General features: G+C 48.8%; 1 protein-coding gene. It reads right to left on the reverse strand.

All coding sequences use genetic code 11. The annotated features are described in order from the left end of the window. A partial coding sequence (locus EXE42_RS19690) for a hypothetical protein (protein ID WP_206750739.1) occupies positions 1-602 on the reverse strand: 602 nt, incomplete at both ends.

A 602-nucleotide genomic window follows, 5' to 3' on the forward strand; every position in this document is an offset into this window, starting at 1 on the left:
GATGTCGCGAGTGACTCTGTGACGTCCATACGAGTCAAATCCAGACATGATGTCAGAAGACGACTCTCGGGCGATGTACTCCAAATAAAGCGTCGTTCCGAACCAAAGCTGTGCCATCTCGTCTAAGTTCATCTGGGTGAGAGAATCGAGACCACTAGACCAGCCACTAGCCACACTCTCCCACCTTACGATCTGCTGTCCTGTCTTGAGCTCATATCTGATTGCTGCCGATGTTAGTTCTGCCATTGAACCGTATACACTACCAATCAATTGCTCCACAGGGGTCACCGGCTCAACGTGCTCGCTGTTCTGTGCTCGGAGCCACTGATGGTAAGTTAGATCATTTACCTCCATATCGGATTCAGCAACCGTTGAGATGAGGCTTGGAAAGTGGCGAATCAACAAGGAAGTGTAACTTTGGTTTCGACCATCCTCTATATCGCGTTTCATAATGGATGAAGCGGCTGTCCAGCCAAGAAATCGAGCACTAACTGCGGAACCAGTATAGACTTGATTTTCTGCTGCCGCACTAACTAGTTCTTGAGAGGTCTCGATAACTTCCGTTCGAACTCGCTCCACATTTGTCTCGTAGGGGAGGTTAT

The sequence above is a fragment of the Halorubrum sp. SP3 genome (genome assembly GCF_005435195.1).
GTDB lineage: Archaea > Halobacteriota > Halobacteria > Halobacteriales > Haloferacaceae > Halorubrum > Halorubrum sodomense.